This window comes from Rhodococcoides navarretei (genome assembly GCF_038069675.1).
GTDB lineage: Bacteria > Actinomycetota > Actinomycetes > Mycobacteriales > Mycobacteriaceae > Rhodococcoides > Rhodococcoides navarretei.
The window spans coordinates 1,138,296-1,158,472 of sequence record NZ_JBBPCN010000001.1; the positions used below are offsets into that span (position 1 = coordinate 1,138,296).

Sequence of the window (20,177 nt, forward strand, 5' to 3'; positions counted from 1 at the left end):
TACCTGGTGGTTCGGCCGAAGGTACGACGCTGGGCTCCACCGAAAGTCGTAGCCGACCGCGCTACTGTGGAAGTACGCATACAGGACATACGAAACAGGGAGTCCGACATGGCAGGCAAGAAGATCGACAGAGTGCACGCACAGTCCGCGCTGGAGACGGTGCGCGAGAATCCCGGCATTGCGTTGATCGCTGCCGCGCCCGCATTGCTGGTGCTGGCTCTGGTGTGGTGGCTGCTCGGATTCCCCGCCGCCCTGATTCTGCTGATCGCCACAGGCGGGGCCGGCTACCTGTACCTCAGGAACCGCTAGTCAGGACTCGGGGCGGGTCTCTTCGGCGCGGGGGATGCAGAACTCGGTGATGGTGGCCGTCCCTGCAGCCACCTCTGCCCAGGACGACTCGGTGGTCAGCACTGCGATTGCCGAGGTGGGGAAGCGGTGTCGCACCTCGCGGGCCAGGTCGGTGTCGTCGTCGGCCGCCAGTTCTAGTGCGGTCCAGGGGATTCCGGGCTCATGCCCGACGACAAGCAAGGTCGAGACGGTGACGTCGTCGAAGTACGTGTCGGCCAGTCGGATTTCGTCGATGATCTCGTCGGCGGATCCGCCGTAGATGTCGCGTTCGAAGCGGGTGGGAGCGTCGCTCAGACCGGTGGCCGCGAGAGTTTCGCGGGTGCGCAGAGCCGTCGAGCACAGCACTGCGTCGACGCTGCCGACGTGCTCGCTGATCCAGGCTCCGGCCAGTCCGGCCTCGCGGTGGCCACGTGCGGCCAGGGGGCGTTCGTGATCCGGTACTCCGTCGGGGTAGCCGGATTTGCCGTGCCGCATCAGCACGAGGGTCCTAGTGGTCGCCATGCCGTCCACCGTAAACGGTCAGGGCGACGGGATCGGGGAGAACGTCCGCCTGTTCCGGGAACACGAACTTGCGCATCGCCCACCACCGGAAGGCGGTTGCCAGCAAGGTGCCGATGATGGATCCGCTGATGAAGTCGGCGATGTTCTCGGTGAGGAAGGACACGTTCGGCGAACGCAGATCCAGCATGTAACTCGACACCCACAGCGGTAGCTGGTTGATTGCCAGACCGGTTCCGGCGACGGCGAAAAATAGTGCTGCCTCGTGGTGGCGACATCGTCCGCCGCGCGCTGTGAACGACCATTCCCGGTTGAGGATGTACGACACGATGGTCGCGATCAGCACGGCCAGAACGTTCGCTGTCACGGGCTTGTCCTGCAGGATCGTCCACTTCAGGCCGAAGAACAGGACCACGGTGACGACAAAGGTGATCGCTCCGACGATCAGGAACTTGAGGGCCTCGGCGTGCTTGACGAGGGGCTCGAGCCAGCGCTGGGGAACGTGGTCGGTGAGGCGGTCGGACACATGCATCCCATCGACGTTACCTCGAGTAACGGATCCGGCCGGATTCGTTGCAGCTGACGAGACCGGCTAGAGCCGCGCCTTCAGGTAGTCCTGCAGCGGCCGACGCACCTCGTCGGCCGCGAGTTGCTCGGGATACGTCACTGCCTGCAGCGTCAGCCCGTCGATGAAGGTATGCAGTTCGGCCGCTGCACGTTCGTCCGCGGCGCTGTCGAAGATGAAGGCGGGGGAGTTCGGTCGATCGAGATCGTGCAGGTGCGCCCACGCGAGCCGACACAGGTACCGGCTGCCGAACCACCCGGCCGTCTTGAGGGCGGCGAGTCGTTCATCGACTCTGGCACGCACGATCGCTTCCAGCCACACCGACGCCTCGGCGCGGCGGTCCTCGTCGAGTGGCAGTAATTCCTCGAGGACGCGGATTGCGCGAACGAGGCCGTCACCGTCGGTCGGGTGCGCCTCCAACCGATGTACGACGCGTTGCGTCATGGCCTCGGCCGCAAACAGCACCAGTTCTCCCTGGTCGGAGAAGTAGTACCGAAGTGATCCGGGGGAGACGCCTGCCTCGGCGGCGACACTGCGAACCGTCGCCCCGTCCATTCCCGATCGCTCGATCACGCGCCAGACGGCGGCGACGATCTCCGCCCGGCGTGCGTCGTGGTCGACGATCTTCGGCATCGGTCTGTTCTAGCACGAGGAAATCTTTTCCACACAACTGTGCTGAAATCCTGTTACGGTACAGCTGTGTTAATTCAGCTGACCGGACTCGCGCTGGTGGACAGCATCGGCATCGGGACTCTTGCGGTTCCGTTGTGGATGATGCTGTGGCCGTCGTTCCGTGCGCGTGTCGTTCTGCTGCATCTGAGCGTGTTGGGACTGCTCTATCTCGGGGTTGGCATTGCTGTGTGGGCGGCCACCGATGGCCTGAGCGTTGCTGTTCCTGGCGACGCGCGGATTCGGTTGGCGGTGGGTCTTGCGCTTTTGATCATGGGCCTGCTCTGTGACCGTCGGCGGCGGCGAGCCCCGAGCCGTGCGTGGTGGACGCGGCCCCCGGGAACTGTTCGCGGGGTGGTCCTGCTCGCCGTGGCTGTGGGCGCGGTGGAGGTGGCGACGATGCTGCCCTTCTTCGCAGCGATGGACGCGGTCGGTGATGCCGGGATGGGGTGGGGGTTGTCGGCGCTGCTGCTCGCGGCGTACGTGCTCGTGACGCTGTCACCTGCTCTCGTCCTGCTTGCCGTCAGAGTTACTGCGCAGGAACGTGTTTCGTCGATCACGCCAACTCTGCTCCGGCGCGTGGATCGCTGGAGTGGGGACGTGTGGGCGACGGTGTTGCTCGTGGTGGGCGCACTACTGGCAGCGGATGCGGCAATCGAATCGAACCTGGTCTGAACCGATGAGAGGGGACGCGATGAGTGCACGAGATATACGCAGCATCGTCACGATTGTTGTCGGCGCTGTGCTGGCGCTGTTCTTTTGGGACCTGCAAGTGTTCTGGTTCCAGGGCGGCCCGATCGGCTGTGTTCTGGTGGTGCTCGCGATGGTCGACGTATGGGAATCGCGTCGCGGCACCCCGAAGAAGGGGCTGCTCGCCGAATTGCGAGACGACATCGTCGGCACGAAGGATGCGAGCGACACGTCCGAGCGTGACACTCGGCCGTGAGTGGCACCCCCGGTTCCGTATCGCCGTGACAGTACTGAATTCTCGGCCCAGGCGTGATAGACAAGCTGTTCGGCGATGCTGTATCGAGCGGAACGGTGGTGACCTGGTGACGAGCGGTGTCCGCGCGGGTCTCACTACTCGCTCGCCCCGGCGTGGTCTGACCGCTGCCGGTACCGCCGCGATGCTCCTGGGTCTGGTGGTCGGCTGGATCGTCGTCTATTCGGTGAGCCTGCTGGGGGCACTGTGGCGTTTCCGCGAGCCCAACGCGCCGGCTCCGACGCTCTCGATGGGGGATCAGTGGGCCGATCTCGCTGTCAGCGCAGCGCAGGTTGCGGTGGGTGCCGTGGCAATCGCCGCGGTGTACTTCGCTCGACGTCGAAATCTCCCCGCGGTGTGGCCGGCCCGCAGTGGCACTGCCCGCCAGGCCGCGCTCACCTGGTGTGCCGCGATCGGTGCCGCCTCTGCTTCGATACTCGTGTTGTCTCGCATGGACATCGTCCGCTTCAGCTTCTCGGTTCCGGCCTCGGTCGAATCCGATTGGCTCGCAGTGGTTTCTGCTCTCGCCGTGGGTCTACGCGAAGAGCCGATCCTGGTGGCGTTGCCGGTGTTGCTATTGGTGGGCCGACTCCCGATCTGGGCGATCATGGCGTTGTCGGCCACGATGCGAGGCCTTCTCTACCTGTACTTCGGCGGCGGTGGTTTTCTGTGGGCACTGTGCTGGGGTGCGGCAGCGGTCTGGGTGTTCTACCGATACCGGCGACTGTGGGTGTTGATCGTCATCCACGGGCTGGTGATGAACATCCAGGTTTTCGATCGTGTCATTCCATCCGATAATGCGGCGACGGTGCTGCAGTGGATCAACATTCTGATCCTCTTCTCGGCGCTGCTGTGGTGGGTCACCCCGCGTGCATTGGAGGCGTTCCTGCCGAACACGGTGGCCGTCCGGTACGGCGATGCGACCGTCGAGACGACTCCCATGGTGGCCGAGGTGGTGCTGAACCCCGAAAAACTCGATCCCGACGAGTCCAGACGAGAACCGCCGGTCAAGCCCTGACCATGCGGGCTTCGAGGCACTCCCAGAACGGGTCGAACTTCTCGGTGCCGTCCAGCTCGAATCGATGCTTGCGATAGAACGCCACGGCGCGATCGTTGGCCGCTGCCACCCACAGGTATGTGGATGCCTCCGGGTCGATCACGGTGGTCATGAGTTCCGTTGCGACGCCGGTGCCGTGGTGCTCGGGCAGGACGTTCAGTGACCACAGTTCGGTCGACGCCGGCGGATTGTCGTCGCGTGGTGGGCCGCCGGTGGCGAAACCGACGATGCGTGAATCGCTGGTGTCGACGGCGCACCGGGTCAGCACACCGCGGCTCGACGCCTCGTCGCGGTGGGCGATGATCTGCTCCCATCGTTCGATGCGATCCAGGGGACGCACCGCATCGAGCTTGGCGCTGTTCATCATTCCCGCGTACGTCGCCTTCCAGATCGCCACGTGCGCGGTGCCGAGCTGTTCCTCGTCGCCCGGGCGGATGTCACGAATCGTGTAGCTGCCCACGGTTGTAGTTATACCGATACGACTCGAATTGTTCGTTGGATTTTCTTGTCGGACGTCTCTCGTACTATCGAATGCATGTTCGATACGGGTGGGTGGGGGGTGGCGGAGACGCCGCCGGTCGATGACTGCATCGCGGGGTTTCTCGATGTCATCGCGCTCAACCGTGTCACCGAGAACCTTGCTCGGGCGGCGACCGTGCTCGCGTACTGCGACGTGCTCGAGATGCGCCTCGAAGCAGCCGAAGCCGCCGGCGGAGATCCGGGCGAGACCGTCCGCGGTGCCCTGTGCGATCTGGCCGTGACGATGACCGGAACCCGTCGCGATGCGTCCGTTGTGCACGATGTCGCGGAGCGTCTGCATCGAATGCCGTTGACGGCCTTGCGTTTCGTGACCGGCAGCTTCGACTGGTCGACGGTGGTGACGATCACCTCGGTTTTGCATCGCGCCGGTGACGAGACGATCGCGGCAATCGAGTACGAGGTCTGTGCTTCTGGTGGCCGGATGCGTCCGCAGGCGTTGCGGAACCGGATTTGGCGGCTGTGGATGAAGGCCGATCCGGTCGGTGCCGCAGCTGCCCGCGAGACGGCGAAGTCCGAGGAGGTCGGTGTGCGGATCGACCGCACCGGTCCGGGCGAGATCGCATCGCTCATCGCGAAGATCACCGATCTCGAAGCAGCCGAAGCGGACGCCCTCATCGTCGAGATCGTCGGGACGGTCTGTAAGCGCGACCCACGATCGACAGGGACGCTGCGGGCAGCGGGTCTGATGGCGTTGCTGCACGGCGAGCATTCACTGGCGTGTCAGTGCGATCGCGGCGACGACTGCCCGGTGGCAGGCGCTGCCGACGATATTCCTCCTCGACGCGGGCATCTCCTCCAGATCGTGGTGGCGGTGGAGACCTTGCTGGGACTGTCCTCGGAGCCTGCGACCCTCGCCGACGGCACGCCCATCGATCCCGAAGTGGCGCGCATCGTTGCCGCGGATGCGAAGTGGCAGGCGCTGCTGACCGAGCTGGTCGAGATGCTGAAGCCCGAACAGAGCAACGCGGGCGACGACGCATCGAACAATGATGGATCGAACGATGACGGAGCCAGCGATGTCGGCCCGGGTGAGGGCGATGGGCCGGACGGTGGTCCCGATGGTGGTGGCCCGGATGACGGTGGTCCCGATGGTGGTGGCCCGGATGACGGTGGTCCCGATGGTGGTGGCCCGGATGACGGTGGTCCCGATGGTGGTGGCCCGGATGACGGTGGCCCCGATGACTGTGGCCCCGATGACAGTGGCCCACACGGTAATGGCCGGGACGTTGGCGGTGTGCGCAACGGCGACGGCGGCACGGGCAGCCCCGACGGTCGTTCGGACCCGGACCGCCCCGACGGCTCCGACCGGGAACGCCCCAACGGTCCTTCGCGCTCCGGCCACGGGCAGTCGCCCGGTGACGCCGGCCCCGGCGGCGGTTCCGGCTCCCGCAGTGGCGATGTGTCGGGTTTGCTGTCGAGTTCGTACGGGCCGTTCTCGCCGGCCCGGCCCTCGCTGTTGCGTCGGGTGGTCGGCATGGGTCGGGTGCGCGTTGCCGCCGAGCTTCCGTCCGCGCGTCTCGTGGATGCTCACTGCCTCCCACCCGTGAATCCGATATTGGGGGAGGAGTCTGTCCACGACGGGCTCGTCGCACGGTGGCTGGCATGGATTGCCGAACAACCCGAGCGTGCTCGCGGCATCTTTCCCGACGGTGATGGCGGCGAGTCCACACCGTCGGACTCGGCGGTGACATATCGGCCCGCTGCCCGCGTCGCCGCGTTCGTTCGAGCTGCGTATCGCACGTGTACGTTCCCGAACTGCGACGTGCCGTCGGCCCGGTGTCAGATCGATCATCTGGTTCCGTTCGATCACGACGATCCCGAGCGCGGCGGCTGGACGATCGTGACCAATCTCCAGCCGGTGTGCGTGTTCCATCATCAGGCCAAGACCTCGGGCGCGTGGTCGGCGGTGATGCTCGCAGACGGCGCGATTCTGTGGTCGAACTCCCTCGGTCTGCGCAGAGTCACGTTGCCGGAGTTGTCCATCGCGGCTCCCCGACCATCCCGCCGACGGCGAAGGGCCTCGGCCCGGCCGGGATCGAGCCCGGAGGAATCGACCCGCTGGGAGCTCGACTACAGCGGGTGTGTACCTCCGACTCTCGACGGCTTTCGTTCTGCAACAACGGATATCGATCGAAAGAAGTTGGCGGAGAAGCGGCGGTCCTACCTCGAACACTGTCGCGTCGTCCATGCACGCGTTCGGTACGACCGCACCCGATACGACCCTCCACCCTTCTGATCGATACCCGCGCCGGTGTGGCACAGGCCGCTGGCCTGCTACCTTGAACGCCGTTCAAGTCTCTGGGGCAGTTCGCGGGCCCCACTCCTATAGGAGCCACCCGTGTCAGATGTCGACAGCAGTACTCGCCGGCCGAGCCGTAAGGTCAGCCGAATGAATGTCTCCGCCCGCGATATGGCGCAGATTGCAGTGTTCGCTGCACTCATCGCTGCTCTCGGCCTGCCGGGGTCGATCACGGTCGGATTCTCGGGCGTCCCCATCACCCTGCAGACGCTGGGCATCATCCTGTCCGGTGCCATCCTCGGACCCCGCAAGGGCACCGCCGCAGTCCTGGTGTTCCTTGCCCTGACGATGATCGGTCTGCCGCTGCTGGCCGGTGGACGCACCGGTCTCGCCGCCATGGCCGGGCCAACCGTCGGGTACCTCATCGGCTGGATACCGGCCGCATTCCTGATCGGCCTGCTCACAGCGCGCATCCTGCCCAAATACTCGATCGCGCTCGGCCTGCTGATCAACGCGATCGGCGGAATCCTGGTCATCTACGCATTCGGCGTCCTCGGACTCGTTCTGCGTACCGACGTCGGGCTCTGGGCCGCCGTCACGTCCAACGGACCATTCCTGCCCGGTGACATCGCCAAAGTCGTCGTCGCCACCGTCGTCGCCAAGAGCGTCCACCGCGCGTACCCGGGCCTGATCAAGGCGTGACGCTCATGCTGGGAGGTCGAGGCCGCGACAGGAGCACCGACAACGACATTGCCATCTCCTGGGCGGGCCGGACACTCACCTACGCCGAACTCGACGCCGCCGTCGAGCAGTGGCCTCACCTCCCGGTGCATGACGCTCGATCCCACGGCGCTCTATCCCACGACGCGTCAGCACTGGATCTGCCGGACGCGTTGATCTGCGTTTTTGCGGCGGCCAGACAGGGCTGCGCGGTGCGAGTCGAGGATCCGGCCAGCAGACCGGAACGAGCCGAGCAACCGAGTCCCGACGCGTTCCTGCTGGTGGCAACCTCCGGTTCCACCGGCCGCCCGAAACCGCTCGCTCGCACTGCCGCGTCGTGGGTCGACAGCTTCCCCGAGTTCACCGACATCACCGGTCTTCGCCCCACCGATACCGTGCTGATCACCGGACCGCTACACGCCACGATGCATCTGTTCGCCGCGGTGCACGCACTGTGGCTGGGGGCATGCGTCACCGACGATCCTGCGCAGGCCACCGCTGTCCACGCCGTGCCTGCGGTACTCCGTGACGTCCTTCGCCGGATGCCTCACGCCCGGGTTGCCGTCGCTGCTGGTGCCGGCCTCGATGATGCTGCCGCGCAGACGATCTCGATTCAGAACACCTCGACTCAGAACATCTCGGATCAGAACCTCTCGGCGCAGCCCATCAGACTGGTCGAGTACTACGGATCGGCTGAACTGTCGCTGGTGGCGGCGAGGGTCGTGGCCGAACGCTCGCCCCTGAGACTGCTCCGGAATGTCGAAGCGCGCACCGAGGACGGTTACCTGTTCGTTCGGTCGCCGTACGCTGCGATCGGTGCGCGCGGGTGGTTCGGCGTCGGTGATCTGGCCGAACTGAACGGCTCCGAACTTCTCGTCCACGGCCGCGGGGATGCGGCGATCAACGTGGGTGGTACCACCGTGATCGCCGAGGACGTGGAGAACATCCTGACCGCACTCGACGGCGTCCGAGCTGCCGCGGCAATCGGAACTCCGCACGCGGTTCTCGGCGAAACGGTCTCTGCCGTCATCGAACTCGATGGTACCCGCGACCTCGAACTCGTCCGCGCCGACGCTCGCGCAATCATGGCCAAGGAAGCACTGCCGCGTCGGTGGACGGTGGTGCAGCAGCTGCCCCGCACGGCAAGCGGCAAAATCGCGCGAGGGGCCCTGCAGTGACTGTGCCTGCTGTGAATGTGCCCGTCATAGTCGCGGCAAAACGCACGGCCATCGGGATCGCCGGGCATGGGTTCGCCGATGTCACCGCACCGGAACTCGCTGCGCCGGTGTTGAAAGCTGTTGCAGCAGAAATCAGCTCACTCGACACCCCGATCGACGATGTGATCCTCGGCAACTGTCTCGGCCCCGGCGGCGACGTCGCACGGGTCTCGTCGCTGCTCGCGGGCCTCGGTGTCGGCGTTCCCGGAGTCACGGTCGATCGGCAGTGCGGGTCCGGGCTCGACGCCGTCGCGCAGGCTGCGTCGCGCATCCGCAGCGGCGAGGAGACGCTGATTCTGGCCGGCGGCGTCGAATCCGCCAGCACCAGCCCGTGGCGATTCTGGCCGCCGGTGGACGGCGCAGAACCCGTCCGCTATACCCGAGCACCCTTCGCTCCCCACGGTTTCGAGGACCCGGACATGGGTGTGGCCGCGGACGACCTCGCGCGAATCAGGGGCATCGGGCGCGAACGCCAAGACGCCTACGCTGCACGGTCGTTCGCGCGTGCCGAGGCCTGCGACTTCTCGGCCGAGATCGTCACCGTGAACGATGTCGCAACCGATGAGCGCATCCGCCCGAACATGACCGCCCAGCGGCTCGGCAGGCTGCGCCCCACCTTCACCTCCGACGGCACGGTGACCGCGGGCAACTCGTGCGGAATATCAGACGGCGCAGCGGTTCTGGCGATCACCACGGCGGAGCGGGCAGCCGGGATGCCTGCGTTGCGCATCCTCGGCAGTGCGGTCGCCGGGTCCGATCCGGCGCTTCCCGGTCTCGGCCCGGTGCCGGCGATCGAGAAGCTTCTCGCTCGTACCGGGGTGGGCCTCGGCGACATCGATATCGTCGAGATCACCGAGGCGTTCGCGTCGGTCGTGCTGGCGGTCTCGGATGAAGTGGGCCTCGACGAGGATCGCATCTGCCCCGACGGGGGAGCCATCGCGATGGGCCACCCGTGGGGAGCATCGGGCGCAATTCTTCTGGTGCGGTTGGCCTCTCGAATGCTGCACACCGGGGGCCCGGGACTGGGCCTGGCGGCCTGCGCCATCGGCGGCGGGCAGGGAATAGCGATGCTGGTGGAGCGAGCAACATGAGTGGGTGTGTATGAGCACGATCAAGTTCGAGAACATTTCGCACTCGTTCGGGGAACGGCAGGTGCTCCGCAGCATCGACCTCGAGTTCGACGAGCGCCGAATCGGCATCATCGGCTCCAACGGCTCGGGTAAGTCGACGCTCGCGCGAATGATCAACGGTCTGATCAAGCCCGATACCGGCCGCGTCACCGTCGACGGCATCGATGCCGGGAAGAAGGGTGCGCAGGTTCGCAAGAAGGTCGGGTTCGTGTTCACCGATCCGGATTCGCAGATCGTGATGCCCACTGTTGCAGAGGATCTCGCGTTCTCGTTGCGTAGGTCCGGTTTGAGCAAGGTAGAGGTGGCCGAGCGGGTCGAGGAGATTCTCGTTCGCTTCCGTCTCGATCAGCACCGCGACCATCCGGCGCATCTGCTCTCGGGTGGACAGAAACAACTGCTCGCGATCGGTGCCGTCCTCATTCGCCGGCCCGAGGTGGTCGTTGCGGACGAGCCGACGACGCTGCTGGATCTGCGCAACGGACGCGTCGTCGCGCAGGCTCTGGATTCGATGGACCAGCAAGTCGTCGTCGTGACTCACCAACTGGCATTGCTGGACAGCTTCGAGCGCGTCATCGTCATCGACGACGGACGCATCGCGTTCGACGGCACCCCCGCCGCCGCCGTCCCGGCCTATCGGGAATTGATCGGATGATCGGTCTCTACCGTCCCGGCACCTCACTGCTGCACCGGATGAGCCCGGGATCGAAGTTGCTGGCGCTGATCTTCGCAATCCTGGCGACGGTGATCTTCGCGCGCACCCCGCTCGAGGTCGGTGTTGTGGCGCTGGTGGTTGCAGCCTTGTTCGCGGTAGCCCGAATCCCGCTGAAAGTCGCACTGGCGCAACTACGTCCGGTGCTGTGGATGCTGCTGATCATCGGCGTGTTCCAGGTGATCATCACGACCTGGCAGCGCGCCGTGGTGGTGTGCGGGGTGTTGGTGATCTCCGTTGCTCTGGCGGCTCTCGTCACTCTCACCACCCGGGTGACCGACATGCTCGACACCGTCACCCGAGCGCTCGGCCCTGTCCGACGCTTCGGCGTCGATCCGGAACGCATCGGACTGCTCCTGGCTTTGGCCATTCGGTGCATTCCGCTGCTGGCGTCCATCGTGCAGGAGGTCTCGCAGGCCCGTAAGGCCCGCGGACTGCAGTGGTCGATGACGGCACTGGCAACGCCGGTCCTGGTGCGCGCCCTCCGTACCGCCGATGCCATGGGTGATGCCCTCGTCGCGCGCGGTGTAGACGATGATGACGAGTGAGCTTCTCGCCGCCCGGATAGCGCGGCATTCCGACCGTCCCGAGGCAGCCGTCGTCGACGCGTCCGGGGAGATCACCTACCGTGAATTCTGGGATCGGGTGGAACGTGCGGCCGGCTCGGTAGCAGGGATGCGTCGCATCGCGGTATTGCCGACGTCGGATATCGGGTCGTTGGTGGTCGTCGTTGCGGCGATGCATGCCGGGGCGAGTGTCGTTCTGCTGCATCGACATCTGTTGGCTCAGGAATTCGCCGATGTCATGGCGGTGTGTGAGCCCTCGCTGATCGTCGCGCACCCGCGCCAGCACGCCCGAGTGCATCGTTGGGGTGCCGACACCGTGCTGGCACCCGAGGAGCTCACCACCGGCGGTGCCGCGCCGCTCGATCCGCCCGCACCGAATTCCGAACTGCTCGTGGGCATCACCTCGGGAACCACCGGCCCGCCCAAGTTGTTCGTCCGTGATCAGGCGTCGTGGGCGGCCACGCTGGATCGCTCGGACGCACTGTTCGATCTCGGGCCAGGCGATCGGGTGTCTGCATCCGGCACCCTCGATCACACGCACTTCCTCTACGGTGCGGTGCATGGGCTCACCCGCGGTGCGACGGTGGACCTGCGCCCAGCGGCGATCGCTCTCGACGACGCTCCGACGCACCTGTATTCGGTACCGACCATCGCCTGGGACATCGCGCGTTCCGGGGCTTCGGCAGCAAGTGTCCGCGAGGTACTCTCGTCCGCGGCGCGATGGCCGCAGTCGGGTCGAGCGGCACTGGCCGCGGTACTGCCGAACGCGGCAGTGACACATTTCTACGGGGCGTCCGAGCTCAGTTTCGTCTCCTACGACCGAACCGAAAGCAGTGGCGCAGAGGTCAGCGGACGGCTGTTCGACGGGGTCGAGGTGGAGACCAGGAACGAGCTGCTGCATGTGCGCAGCGACATGCTGTTCGACGGCTATCTGGGTCGAGAAGGCGAGCACGAGTCGGTAACTGCAGGGCCGGACACAAGCGGGTGGATGACCGTCGGCGATCGCGGCAGTGTCGACGAGGGTCGATTGATTCTGCACAGCCGTGGCAGCGAGACGATCGTTCGAGCCGGACTCAACGTCGAGTTGGCTCCGATCGAAACGGCACTGCTGTCGATCCCCGGCATTCTCGATGCCGGAGTGCTCGGCCTGCCCGACGATCGAGCCGGTGAGGTTCCGGCAGCCGGAGTCGTTGTTGCGCAGGACGATCCGCCATCGGCCTCCAATATTCGTCACCACCTCAGGGCGCTGCTGCCGGGTCCCGGCATGCCGGTGGTGATCGCCTTCCTGGATTCCCTACCCCGCACACCCCGCGGCAAGCTCGACCGTCACGCTTTGGGCGCAACCTTGGCCACGGTGCGGACCGTCGGCTCGCCCGATGCTCCGGTGACAACGAACCAGACGGTCAACACACCGCCGTCGTAGCGGTGGCGCAGAGTGACGCGCTCACCCGCGAGCACCGGCGTCAGGTACTCGATGACGGCGCGGTGGGGTGCCGCGGCCAACGCGGGTGCGTCCACCAGTAACTCCTCGATCGCGTGCCAGTAGGCCGCATTGTTGAGGTGGTTGAACGGGTCGATATCGGTTGCGCGCAAAGGGAAGTGCAGATCGGTAGGCGATTCGGCCGGCACCGGCTCGGTCAGCCAGGCCCTCCATCGCAACCGGTGTTGATCGGTGGTTCGCGCCAACATTTCCAGTGCCCCGTCACTGATGCGGGTCGGCATTCCGGTGTCCTTGCTGATGTTGATCCAGAAGCCCTCGGTTTCGACGCGTCCACCCTTCGGCGTCGTCAACGCCACCCGCATGTTGGACCATCGGGTCGACATCGAGGAACACCATCGACGCATGTGCACGCGGTCCGGGAAGTGGATGGGCTCGAAGACGTCGATGACGGTGCGTCGCACGATCCACATCGGATCCGTCTTGCCCAGCGGAGTGGCGTCGAGGTTGTCGGTACCGATGTCCTGCAGGTAGCGGGCGACCCCGTCGAACCGCAGTCGGTTGCTCGGATCGATGTCCCCGGTCCGCACCGGCCAGCTGGTCTCGAAGCCCTCACCGGGCGGCGGCTCCGGTGCCAGTTCGTCGTCGAAGCCGGCCGGTTCCACGCGTGCATTGGTCACGCTCGCACTGTACGCGGACAGCTACGAGTGCACCGTCAGACGATGTGACGTGCCCGCATGCCGTCGAACACCGGAGCCACCCGCACGACGTCTCCGGTGGTGGGAGCATGCACCATCTGGCCGTTGCCCATGTAGATCGCCACGTGACCCGGCCCGGCCGGTCCGAAGTTTCCGAACAGCAGATCGCCCGGTTGCGCGAGCTCCATGGGGATCTCGGTGCCCACGTTCCACTGAGTTTCCGAGGTGCGGGGCAGGGTCACTTTTCCGCCCGAGGCCTTGTAGAGGGCGTACGACGTCAGACCCGAGCAGTCGAAACCGCCGCCGGACGGTCCGTTGATGTTTCCGCCGCCCCACACGTACGGCAGTCCCAGGTAGTCCATCGCCAACTGCACCGATCGTCCGCCGATACCGGTGAGGTCCAGTCCGGCGAACGGGGTGAGGATCGCGGCGAACTGCGCTTCGGTCGCCCGGATGCGAGACACGTACGGCTTGGTCTGTGTCTCGTAATCGAATGTGCCCGAGGGCATTCCGCCCGATCGCAGGACCGCTCCCGCGCCCGCGTTGTACCCGGCCAGAGTCAGGTCCAAGGTGTCACCGGACACCTTGCCCTCGCGCTTCCAACCGTCGACCTGTCCGTAGATATCGCACAGCAGGGTGCCCGACGCCATCACCGAGTCGCCGATGCTGTTGACGTCGGTGACGCCGTTACCGTCGTAGTCCTTGCCGTACGTCGCCCAGGTGCCGGGCATGAACTGCCCCGGACCTTGCGCGCCGGTGCTGGATACCGGTGCAGTGGGCCCGTGCCGAAAGCCGTTCTCGGCGGCATAGAGTGCGGCGATCGTGGTGGCCTTGACGCCGCCGCAGATGTTGCCTGCCTTCTGCAGCCACGGCACGAACGCGGTGATGGCTCCTACCGCACCCAGACCGATCGGGCCCACATTGATGCCGGTGAATGTGACCGGTAGACCGGGAAACAACGCACGCCGAATGGCCTCGGCCGACGCCATGAACGCCGTCTGGGTGGCGATATCGGCGGCGGTGTACGTCCGGCCGGCGAATTGGACGGCACCGGCACCGAGTGCGGCTGCGGTGGTGGCCACCGCATTGGATGCGAGAGCACTCGGCGAGAACACACTGAACGGCAGAGGAGCAGAGAGAGAACTGGCAGTAGCCACAGCTGCGGCGGGCAGTGCGGCCGCAGCCGCCGCCGGGTCGGTCGCCAGCCCAGCAACCCCGGCTGCATCTGGGTCGACCAGCGCTGCGTCGGCCAGCGCTGGGTCGGCTGCCTCGATGTCTTCCACCGTCGGCAGGTCGGGAAGCATCGGTTCGGCGGCGGTGTGCAGGCCTTCGGCGGCGTCGGAGAGGGTGCGGTCGGCGATGTCGGCGGCCGGTTCGGGCATGGTGCCCAGGAGTTCGGTCCACTGATCGCTCATCGTCTTCGCCTGATCCTCGGCGTTGGCGGCAATCTCTGCCGCCTGATCCTGCACCGCCTGATCCGGAATCGGGGCCGGGGCGTCGGTTCCGGCGACTACGCCGGCGGCCGACACGATGACGGCAACGATGACTGCGAAGGGATCGCCTGCCATGTATCGACTCCTGCTACTCGAACGATCTTCCCCGAGCCAGGAGCTGTGATCAGTCTCACTCGGGTGCTGCACCCATCATGCACGGTGCAGACGTTCGACTCATGAGTTTTGCGAAACTGTCAGAGCAGGGACATTCAAGCAGGGACATTCAAGCAGGGACATTCAGAGCAGGGACACTCAGAGAAAGGTTGCCCAGTAGTCCGAGAACCGGATTCCGATGAGCGCGACGACGATTGCGTACCACACGGCCAGCAGCGTCCAGCGCCATTCCAGAAAGAGACGGCCGAGTGTGCCGGTGTTGTTCGGGCCGGTGTTGTTCGAGCCGGTACTGATCAGTCGGCTCAGAGCCAGCACGAACAACGGCATCGTCACCGCCCACACGACCATGCAGTACGGGCACAACGCACCGATCTCGTAGAGGCTCTCGAAGATCAGCCAGTGCACGAACACTTCACCGAGCAGTAGGCCCGCGCTCAGCCCGAGCCAGAACCAATGTGGCAGTTCGACGCGGCCGAGTGTGAGGACTCCGGCGACGAGGGCGATAGAGAACGCGACGATGCCGAGGATGGGGTTCGGAAAACCGAACAGCGCAGCTTGTTTCGTCACCATGACCGACCCGCACGAGAGCACCGGATTCAGGCTGCACGACGGGACGTACGACGCGTCCTCGAGCAGTTTGAATCGCTCGATCGTCAGCGTCAGCGCGGCGAGCAACCCGAGAGCACTGAGGACGGTGAAGGCGGCTGGGCCGACAACTGCAGCACCTGCACGGGTTCTCATGGATCGGTACCGGTGGCTGCTCAGTTACCGGCTGCTGCGGCGGCGGCGAGGATGTTCTCGGGCGTCGGGTTGGAGATGTCGGTGCCGTTGACGCGCACGTTCGGCGTTCCGTTGATGCCTTCGCCGATGACCGATTGCGTCTGAGTGGTGACCCAGTCGGTGTAGCTGCCGTCGGTGATGCACGACGCGGTGGCGGGGGAGTCGGCCCCTGCCGACGTGGCGATCTCGACGAGTTCGTCGTCGGTCAGTCCGGTGCCGTTCTCGGCGGGCTGCTGCGCGAACATCGCGGTGTGCCAGTTCATCCAGCTGTCGCGATCGTTCTCGGCGACGCAGATCGCTGCGCTCGCCGAGCGGGTCGAGTACATGGTTCCGTTCGAGAACCGATCGAGAATGGAGATGGGGCGGTAGTCGACGGCGACATTGCCTGCGTCAGCCAGTTGCTGCAACGTCGATCCGCTGAGGGCTTCGAAGTTCTTGCACGCCGGGCACTGGAAGTCCTCGACGACGCTGATCACCGTGGAGGCGTCGGGGTTGCCGAAGCGGATGGCACCGTTTTCGGTGAGCGAGGTGGGGGTGAGCTGCGGTCCGGACGACGCACCGGAGTCTGCGGCAGATGCCGCATCGTCCGAGGAGGAATCCCGGTTGACGATGAACAGAGCGATCGCCGCCACGAGCGCGATCAGAACGACTGCCACGACTATCTGAACGAGAGTCCGACGATTCTTGTCGCCGTTCTGCATGGCCTTGATGTCTTTCGAGACGTTCTTGCTCGTGTTCACGCGGCCAGTCTAGGCAAGCAATCCTGAGCGTCCGATGAGAGTTGTATCAGACGAGAGAAGCGAGTCGTTCGATGGCGAACTTGTAGCCGTCGATCCCGAGTCCGGCGATGACCCCGCTGGCGATAGGGGAGACGTAGGAGTGGTGCCGAAACTCCTCGCGGGCGTGCACGTTGGAGATGTGCACCTCGATGATCGGAACCTCGGGGATGACGAGGGCGTCGCGCAGCGCCACGGAGGTGTGGGTCAGCCCGCCCGGGTTGATGACGATGCCCGACGCCACCCCGCGGGCCGCGTGGATCCAGTCGATGAGCTGTCCCTCGTGGTTGGACTGCTCGGCGCGGACGGTGAGTCCGTGGTCGGCGGCGGTCTTCTCGCACAGGGCGACGACGTCGGCGAGGGTGGCGTGGCCGTACACCTCGGGCTGCCGGGTTCCGAGCATGTTCAGATTCGGACCGTTGAGCACCAACAGCTGCTTGGCCACGACGTCACTCCTTCTCCTGCTTCGGGTACTACCGAGTCCGATCATTTCACAGGGGGTTGACACAATCGTCCGGTGAAGGCAGTGACGGCGTGAGAACAGTGTGGGTGGTGTGGGGCGTCGGCGTCTTCGCCTACATCGTCGGGGTGCTGCATCGAACGTCCTTCGGTGTTGCGGGCCTCGGTGCGGCCGATCGGTTCTCCGTATCGCCGTCCCTGCTGTCGTCGTTCGTGGTGCTGCAGGTGATCGTCTACGCGGGGATGCAGATCCCGGCCGGGGTGCTGTTGGACCGGATCGGTTCACGGAAGATGATCGCCGCGGGCGCGCTGATCATGGCGTCGGCGCAGATCACGTTGGCGCTCACCGAGTCGCTGCCGGTCGCGGTGGCTGCGCGCGCGTTCGTCGGTGTGGGCGACGCGCTCACGTTCATCTCGGTGCTGCGGTTGGTGCCGGTGTGGTTCACGCCGCGGCGGGTGCCGATCGTCTCGCAGCTGACGGGACTGCTCGGCCAGCTCGGTCAGGTGCTCTCGGCGGTCCCGTTCCTGATCCTGCTGAACGGGCCCGGTTGGACGTTCGCGTTCGGTAGCGCTGCATCGTTGGGGCTGCTTGCACTCGTGCTGGTCCTGGCTCTGGTGCGCGATCGCCCCGACGCCGGACCTGCCCCCGTGTTCGAACCCACGTCGATGCGGCAGACCCTCGCCTCCATCGCGGAGGTGTGGCGACGCCCCGGTACCCGGCTGGGCTTCTTCTCGCACATGGGCACCCAGTTCTCGATCACGGTGTTCGCCTTGCTGTGGGGTGTGCCGTATCTGACGTCGGCGCAGGGCCTGTCGGCGTCGACGGCCGGAGCGTTGCTGACGATGTCGGTGCTGGCCGCGGTGGCGTCGGGCATCGTGCTCGGTCTGCTCACCGGGCGATATCCGATGCGACGGTCGTGGTTGGTGCTGGCCATCATGATCAGCAACGCGACGATGTGGGCGATCGTCCTGGCATTGCCGGGGCCTGCGCCGCTGTGGTTGCTGGTACTGCTCGTCGTCGTGATCTCCGTGGGTGGTCCGGGTTCGGTGATCGGCTTCGACTACGCCCGCACGTTCAATCCGAGCGCCAACCTGGGGACGGCGCAGGGCATGGTCAACATCGGCGGGTTCCTGGCATCGCTGTTGGTGATCGCGGCGATCGGATGGATTCTCGATGCCATGGGTGGCTACACGTTCGACGGTTTTCGGGTGGCGTTGCTCGCCCAGTTCCCGGTGTGGATCATCGCGATCACCGGAGTTCTGTTGACGCGTCGCAAAACCAGAAGGGTGCTCGCGGCGCAGGGCATCCATCCGCACACGATGCGTGAGGTGCGCGACCGTATTCGCCGCAGATAAACCTTTGCTTCGACGGCGTTCTGCGAGCATGCTGGTGTCCCGAATATCGTTGTAGAACACAAGTAAACGCTACGTAAAGGTGCGACAAAACGATGGTAACCGAGCCTGAAGTGGCCCCCGCGACCGGCGAGTATTCGCACCGCGAGATCATGACCATCCTGTCCGGTCTGATGATGGGCATGTTCCTCGCTGCCCTCGACCAGACCATCGTCTCGACGTCCGTCCGCACCATCGCCGACGACCTCAACGGGTTCTCGGTTCTGGCCTGGGTGACGACGGCCTACCTCATCACCTCGACGGTCTCGACCCCGTTGTACGGCAAGCTGTCCGACCTGTACGGGCGCAAGCCGTTCTTCATGACGGCCATCTCGATCTTCGTCGTCGGATCGATGCTGTGCGGGATCGCGACGTCGATGTACGAGCTCGCCGCCTTCCGCGCCGTCCAAGGTCTCGGTGCAGGCGGTCTGATGTCGATGGCGCTGGCCATCATCGGCGATATCGTCCCGCCGCGTGAACGAGCCAAGTATCAGGGCTACTTCCTGGCCGTCTTCGGTACGTCCAGTGTGCTCGGGCCGGTCATCGGTGGCCTGCTCGCGGGGCAGTCGACGATTCTCGGAATCACCGGCTGGCGTTGGGTCTTCTACATCAACGTTCCGCTCGGCATGATCGCGCTCGTGGTGGTGTGGCGAGTGCTGAACCTGCCGGTGTACCGCCGCGAGGCGCGCGTCGACTGGTGGGGCGCAGTGCTTCTCAGCGTCGGCCTCGTGCCGCTGCTCATCATCGCCGAGCAGGGTCGGGTGTGGGGCTGGAGCTCGCCGCGGGCGCTGCTGTGCTTCGGAATCGGCATCGTCGGCGTCATCGCGTTCGTGCTGGCCGAGATCAAGATGGGCGACGACGCCCTGATCCCCATGCGATTCTTCCGAAACCCCTTGTTCTCCTTGTGTATTGCTGTCAGCGTCATCGCCGGTGCGGCCATGTTCGGCGGTATTTCACTGCTGCCGCAGTACCTGCAGGTGGTCAAGGGCTCCTCGCCGACGCTGGCCGGCTACCAGACGCTGCCCCTCGTCGGTGCCCTGATGATCGCGTCGATCGTCTCGGGTCGGATGATCTCGAAGACGGGGCGCTACAAGATCTTTCCCATCGTCGGTACCGCACTGATGGCGATTGCGATGTTCGTCTTCCACTACGTGCACGCCGATACCCCGCTGTGGCAGACGATGGTCGTCATGGGCGTATTCGGTCTCGGTCTCGGTTCGATGATGCAGCCGCTGACCCTGGCCATCCAGAATGCGATGCCGCCCAAGGACATGGGTGTATCGACCTCTGCCGCAACGTTCTTCCGGCAGATCGGTGCGACGGTGGGTGTGGCGGTCTTCCTGTCGATGCTCTTCACTCAGCTGACCCCGAAGACTGGTGACGCGTTGGTCGCCGCGAGTTCGACGCCTGCCTTCCAGCAGGCGGTACAGACTGCGGCAACCAGCTCCGATCCACTGGAGGCCGGCTTCGCACAGGCCATTGCGTCGGGTGACGCCTCCGTGGCAGGCAGTGCGTTGCAGGACAGCTCGTTCATTCAGAAGCTCGAACCCGCACTGGCCGAGCCGTTCCGCGTCGGCTTCTCCGACGCCATGGATTACGTGTTCCTGGCCGTGTCGATTCTGATGCTCATCGGGTTCGTGCTGGTGCTGTTCCTGAAGGAGGTTCCGTTGCGCACGATGTCGGGCTTGGCTGCTGCGCAGCAGGAACGAGACGAAGAACGCGCGAAGGAGTCGGGTACGGGTCTAGTTTGATGCTGTGAACACTGATGCTGTGAACACTGATGCCGT

22 protein-coding genes are annotated in these 20,177 nt (G+C 65.4%); 13 read left to right on the forward strand and 9 right to left on the reverse strand.

The genetic code is table 11. The features are described 5' to 3' along the window. Positions 1–108: 108 nt before the first annotated feature. Entirely contained in the window at positions 109–309 is a 201-nt protein-coding gene (locus AABD04_RS05675) for a hypothetical protein (RefSeq protein WP_341440460.1), read from the forward strand. Here AABD04_RS05675 and AABD04_RS05680 read toward each other — a convergent pair whose 3' ends face one another. From AABD04_RS05680 to AABD04_RS05690, 3 genes are read right to left on the reverse strand one after another with little or no spacing between them, the layout of a single operon-like run. Further along, the gene (locus AABD04_RS05680) at positions 310–849 is read right to left on the reverse strand and encodes a SixA phosphatase family protein (protein WP_341440461.1); all 540 of its coding nucleotides are present in this window, start codon (positions 847–849) and stop codon (positions 310–312) included. Beyond that, a complete protein-coding gene (locus tag AABD04_RS05685; protein ID WP_341440462.1) occupies positions 836–1,378 on the reverse strand; it encodes a GtrA family protein in 543 nt (180 codons plus the stop codon). Before AABD04_RS05685 ends, AABD04_RS05680 begins: the two co-directional genes overlap by 14 nt. Positions 1,379–1,438: 60 nt before the next feature. Then, positions 1,439–2,044, reverse strand: a complete 606-nt coding sequence (locus tag AABD04_RS05690; protein ID WP_341440463.1) for a TetR/AcrR family transcriptional regulator — start codon at positions 2,042–2,044, stop codon at positions 1,439–1,441. A gap of 66 nt (positions 2,045–2,110) precedes the next feature. On the opposite strand from AABD04_RS05690, the gene AABD04_RS05695 reads away from it, so the two are divergent. The 3 genes from AABD04_RS05695 to AABD04_RS05705 all read left to right on the forward strand — a co-directional run bounded on the left by AABD04_RS05695 (position 2,111) and on the right by AABD04_RS05705 (position 4,080). Then, positions 2,111–2,755, forward strand: coding sequence for a GAP family protein (locus AABD04_RS05695; protein WP_341440464.1), 645 nt, complete (start codon positions 2,111–2,113; stop codon positions 2,753–2,755). Between the two features lie 19 nt (positions 2,756–2,774). After that, positions 2,775–3,026 carry a hypothetical protein gene (locus AABD04_RS05700; protein ID WP_341440465.1) on the forward strand — a complete coding sequence of 84 codons (252 nt, stop codon included), beginning with the start codon at positions 2,775–2,777 and terminating at the stop codon, positions 3,024–3,026. Positions 3,027–3,132: 106 nt separating this feature from the next. Then, the gene (locus AABD04_RS05705; RefSeq protein WP_341440466.1) at positions 3,133–4,080 is read left to right on the forward strand and encodes a CPBP family intramembrane glutamic endopeptidase; all 948 of its coding nucleotides are present in this window, start codon (positions 3,133–3,135) and stop codon (positions 4,078–4,080) included. Here AABD04_RS05705 and AABD04_RS05710 read toward each other — a convergent pair. After that, positions 4,070–4,579: a GNAT family N-acetyltransferase gene (locus tag AABD04_RS05710; protein ID WP_341440467.1), complete on the reverse strand. Its 510-nt coding sequence runs from the start codon at positions 4,577–4,579 to the stop codon at positions 4,070–4,072. The genes AABD04_RS05705 and AABD04_RS05710 overlap by 11 nt on opposite strands. Positions 4,580–4,654: 75 nt before the next feature. On the opposite strand from AABD04_RS05710, the gene AABD04_RS05715 reads away from it, so the two are divergent. The 7 genes from AABD04_RS05715 to AABD04_RS05745 all read left to right on the forward strand — a co-directional run bounded on the left by AABD04_RS05715 (position 4,655) and on the right by AABD04_RS05745 (position 12,663). After that, complete coding sequence (locus AABD04_RS05715) at positions 4,655–6,895, forward strand: HNH endonuclease signature motif containing protein (RefSeq protein WP_341440468.1); 2,241 nt, start codon at positions 4,655–4,657, stop codon at positions 6,893–6,895. Between the two features lie 153 nt (positions 6,896–7,048). Continuing rightward, the gene (locus AABD04_RS05720; protein WP_341440469.1) at positions 7,049–7,600 is read left to right on the forward strand and encodes a biotin transporter BioY; all 552 of its coding nucleotides are present in this window, start codon (positions 7,049–7,051) and stop codon (positions 7,598–7,600) included. Further along, the gene (locus AABD04_RS05725) at positions 7,597–8,796 is read left to right on the forward strand and encodes an AMP-binding protein (protein WP_423228118.1); all 1,200 of its coding nucleotides are present in this window, start codon (positions 7,597–7,599) and stop codon (positions 8,794–8,796) included. Before AABD04_RS05720 ends, AABD04_RS05725 begins: the two co-directional genes overlap by 4 nt. A gap of 11 nt (positions 8,797–8,807) precedes the next feature. Further along, complete coding sequence (locus AABD04_RS05730) at positions 8,808–9,926, forward strand: thiolase family protein (RefSeq protein ID WP_341440471.1); 1,119 nt, start codon at positions 8,808–8,810, stop codon at positions 9,924–9,926. A 10-nt stretch (positions 9,927–9,936) separates the two neighbouring features. Further along, positions 9,937–10,617 carry an energy-coupling factor ABC transporter ATP-binding protein gene (locus AABD04_RS05735; protein WP_341440472.1) on the forward strand — a complete coding sequence of 227 codons (681 nt, stop codon included), beginning with the start codon at positions 9,937–9,939 and terminating at the stop codon, positions 10,615–10,617. After that, on the forward strand, positions 10,614–11,222 hold the full coding sequence (locus tag AABD04_RS05740) for an energy-coupling factor transporter transmembrane component T family protein (protein WP_341440473.1): 609 nt from the start codon (positions 10,614–10,616) through the stop codon (positions 11,220–11,222). Before AABD04_RS05735 ends, AABD04_RS05740 begins: the two co-directional genes overlap by 4 nt. Then, positions 11,209–12,663, forward strand: a complete 1,455-nt coding sequence (locus AABD04_RS05745; RefSeq protein WP_341440474.1) for an AMP-binding protein — start codon at positions 11,209–11,211, stop codon at positions 12,661–12,663. The genes AABD04_RS05740 and AABD04_RS05745 overlap by 14 nt, the downstream gene beginning before the upstream one ends. On the opposite strand, the gene AABD04_RS05750 is transcribed toward AABD04_RS05745, so the two are convergent. The 5 genes from AABD04_RS05750 to aroQ all read right to left on the reverse strand — a co-directional run bounded on the left by AABD04_RS05750 (position 12,567) and on the right by aroQ (position 17,029). Beyond that, positions 12,567–13,358, reverse strand: coding sequence for an acyl-[acyl-carrier-protein] thioesterase (locus AABD04_RS05750; protein WP_423228119.1), 792 nt, complete (start codon positions 13,356–13,358; stop codon positions 12,567–12,569). The two genes, AABD04_RS05745 and AABD04_RS05750, sit on opposite strands and share 97 nt — an antisense overlap. Before the next feature lie 35 nt (positions 13,359–13,393). Further along, entirely contained in the window at positions 13,394–14,944 is a 1,551-nt protein-coding gene (locus tag AABD04_RS05755) for a C40 family peptidase (protein ID WP_341440475.1), read from the reverse strand. A 177-nt stretch (positions 14,945–15,121) separates the two neighbouring features. Beyond that, complete coding sequence (locus AABD04_RS05760; protein WP_341440476.1) at positions 15,122–15,724, reverse strand: vitamin K epoxide reductase family protein; 603 nt, start codon at positions 15,722–15,724, stop codon at positions 15,122–15,124. A 20-nt stretch (positions 15,725–15,744) separates the two neighbouring features. After that, positions 15,745–16,503, reverse strand: a complete 759-nt coding sequence (locus AABD04_RS05765; protein ID WP_243610684.1) for a DsbA family protein — start codon at positions 16,501–16,503, stop codon at positions 15,745–15,747. Between the two features lie 46 nt (positions 16,504–16,549). Then, entirely contained in the window at positions 16,550–17,029 is a 480-nt protein-coding gene (gene aroQ / locus AABD04_RS05770) for a type II 3-dehydroquinate dehydratase (RefSeq protein WP_341440477.1), read from the reverse strand. Positions 17,030–17,073: 44 nt separating this feature from the next. Here aroQ and AABD04_RS05775 point away from each other — a divergent pair, with 44 nt between their 5' ends. After that, positions 17,074–18,354 carry an MFS transporter gene (locus AABD04_RS05775; RefSeq protein ID WP_341440478.1) on the forward strand — a complete coding sequence of 427 codons (1,281 nt, stop codon included), beginning with the start codon at positions 17,074–17,076 and terminating at the stop codon, positions 18,352–18,354. A 92-nt stretch (positions 18,355–18,446) separates the two neighbouring features. After that, positions 18,447–20,141, forward strand: coding sequence for an MDR family MFS transporter (locus tag AABD04_RS05780; RefSeq protein WP_341440479.1), 1,695 nt, complete (start codon positions 18,447–18,449; stop codon positions 20,139–20,141). Positions 20,142–20,177 lie beyond the last annotated feature (36 nt).